Genomic DNA, 2,763 nt, shown 5'->3' on the forward strand with positions numbered 1-2,763 from the left:
GAGGAAAAATGGATAAATACAAGGCATAAAATTTAGTCAGTAGTTATTCTACTTATAAATTTTATAACGCTGTAGTTATTCATTTTAACCATTAAAAATGAGCAGGTAATTAATCAACTTGGTATTATTTACCCAGTTAAGCTAAGTGTTTGTTGCTATTATTTACAACGCACCGCTAGGACATCACATTTTGCGCTGTGTAAAATGGCATTTGCGGTAGAGCCTAATAACAATCTCAAACCATGCACACCATGGCTACCTGTGATAATTAAATCAACATTGTTTTTCTCTGCAAAAGCCAATATTTTTTCGCTAATATGTCCTATAGGTATATGCAGGTTTTGCTCGGTAATATTGAGCCTCTTAGCTAAAGGTTTTAGTGCCTCTTTGGCTCGCTCCTCTAGTATTTTTTCGTTGCCTAGACTACCAATAGGGTCTGGACCCGGAACAACACCAAATGCTCCGCCATAATAGGCGGTAGGTAAGGGTTCTATCACATGAATAATGCTAATTTTGGCTTTAGTGAATTGTTGAAGTTGTGCCACTTTATCTTCAATATAACTTTTTTGTTCATTAAGTTCTGTGGCAAATAGAATATGTTTATACATAGATTTTTCCTTAAAATTAATACTATTGGTATAACTTTGAGATTTATAATAAACACCACTTTGCACTTAATGAAAAAATACATCTGTACGCTGTCACACATGAGTTCACTATTTTGCACTGTTTTTTTATGCTGGCGTTGTCAGAGGCTAATCTTTTATTAGCCAATACAACATAGCCAAGCGTTTTTCTGTATTTAAAGGTTATTATTTATTTTATGCCGTTATTTTAATCCAAGGGTATGTAATTCTGGTGGGATAAATATTTATTACGGTAAAATAGGCTTTTTTTACTCTTATACCAATTTGATTAATTAAGTGATCACCTTTTTCATGAGGAAAAATGGATAAATACAAGGCATAAAATTTAGTCAGTAGTTATTCACCTTATAAATTTTATAACGCTGTAGTTATTCATTTTAACTATTAAAAATGAGCAGGTAATTAATCAACTTGGTATTATTACCCCTAAAATATTACTGTGTATGTTACCGTACATATAAACAATGGTACTTTTAGTTTTATTTATTAGCTTCATCCAATTAATTGTAAGGGGCAGCACTAAGCTATGAAAAAGATAATCGATAATAATATTTCACCTTTACAAAATCATTTACTATCGGCTTTGTCTGATGAAGTAAAAGAACGACTGTTTCCTTTTGTTGATCTAGTGAAATTAGAGTTAGGCAAAGTAATTTACGAGGCCGGTGATACCCTTGCTAATGTGTACTTCCCCGTTGATTCGATTGTGTCTTTACTGTACGTCATGGAGAGTGGTTCTTCGGCAGAAATATCTGTGGTGGGAAATGAAGGCGTTGTTGGTATTGCCTTGTTCATGGGTGGAGACAGTACTTCCAGCCGTGCAGTTGTGCAAAGTGAAGGTTATGCTTTTCGACTTAAAGGAAAGCGTTTAACTGATGAGTTCAACCGACATGAAAATTTTTTAGGCTTGATGCTGCGTTACACACAATCACTTATTACCCAAATGTCACAGACAGCGGCGTGTAATCGCCATCATACCATCGATCAGCAATTGTGCCGTTGGCTGCTATTGTCTCTTGACCGCTTACCCGATAAGAACATTAAGATGACTCAGGAGCTTATTGCTAATATGCTAGGAGTGCGTAGGGAAGGTGTAACCGAAGCGGCTGGAAAACTACAGAAGCTGGGGGTTATTGATTATCATCGCGGTCATATTACTGTACTAGATAGGGAAAAAGTCGAAAAGTTGAGTTGTGAATGCTATGCCGTAGTGAAAAAAGAATCTGATCGCTTGTTATCTATAGATAAAAAAGTTTATCACCACTGATAAAGTTGTTCATATAATGTAATTGATTTTAATTCAACATAACTAATCATACCCACTGAATGTGGCGATTAATGACTGTAGCTATTTTAGCTGTTTTCTGTTTTTATACCACTTCTATTGTTTATTTTTAGCTTGTTTTTACGACTAGATTTACTACCTCATCTACCTTGACTATCGTTATCTACTAAGGCGATATAGTCAAGGTGACTCGTAATACCGCGTATTATCAAAAGCGTCAAAATACCAGTACCAATTGACTATTCAGACCTGTGCTTTGCCACACTATCCTAGATTTCACGTAACTGCCCACTTTGAAAACATCATTCAGACCATTGTTGTAAAGAAATTTATGGGTATGTTGAAAACGTAATTCACGCAGTGTTTGATGATACATATATTATACCAAGTTGATTAATTATCTGCTCATTTTTAATGGTTAAAATGAATAACTACAGCGTTATAAAATTTATCCATTTTTCCTCATGAAAAAGGTGATCACTTAATTAATCAAATTGGTATAACTCATTGTTCAGGACAATAGGCGCCTGCATTATCTAATAAGCTGCATCCATGCAGCGATGATGAGTAAATAAATAACCCAGTAGTGGGTTGTTTTAACCAGGTGAAATGATCAGATAATTAGTGAGATTGGTATCAGTATGATTGAGCGTATTCCGCGCTATGGCGTAATGTGCGTGTCATCATTTAAGCTGTTATTTAATTTATACCAATCCCATTAAGTTATTGCTCACTTGTACTAGTTAAAATAGCTCAAGGCTGTGTTGCTCTCAATCCCAATAGCCAGCTATTGCTCAATCGAGCGCCTTACCTTGAGTTATTTTTCCTGCG

At 35.2% G+C, this 2,763-nt stretch carries 2 protein-coding genes; one reads left to right on the forward strand and one right to left on the reverse strand.

Annotated elements, in window-relative coordinates; all coding sequences use genetic code 11:
- Positions 1 to 158: 158 nt before the first annotated feature.
- Positions 159 to 608 (reverse strand): universal stress protein, encoded by a 450-nt coding sequence (locus tag ESZ39_RS17355; RefSeq protein WP_146881172.1) that lies wholly within the window; start codon positions 606 to 608, stop codon positions 159 to 161.
- Between the two features lie 565 nt (positions 609 to 1,173).
- Between ESZ39_RS17355 and ESZ39_RS17360 the strand changes: the two genes are divergently transcribed.
- A complete protein-coding gene (locus ESZ39_RS17360) occupies positions 1,174 to 1,914 on the forward strand; it encodes a Crp/Fnr family transcriptional regulator (RefSeq protein WP_146881173.1) in 741 nt (246 codons plus the stop codon).
- Positions 1,915 to 2,763 lie beyond the last annotated feature (849 nt).

Source organism: Colwellia sp. C1TZA3 (assembly GCF_007954265.1).
GTDB lineage: Bacteria > Pseudomonadota > Gammaproteobacteria > Enterobacterales > Alteromonadaceae > Cognaticolwellia.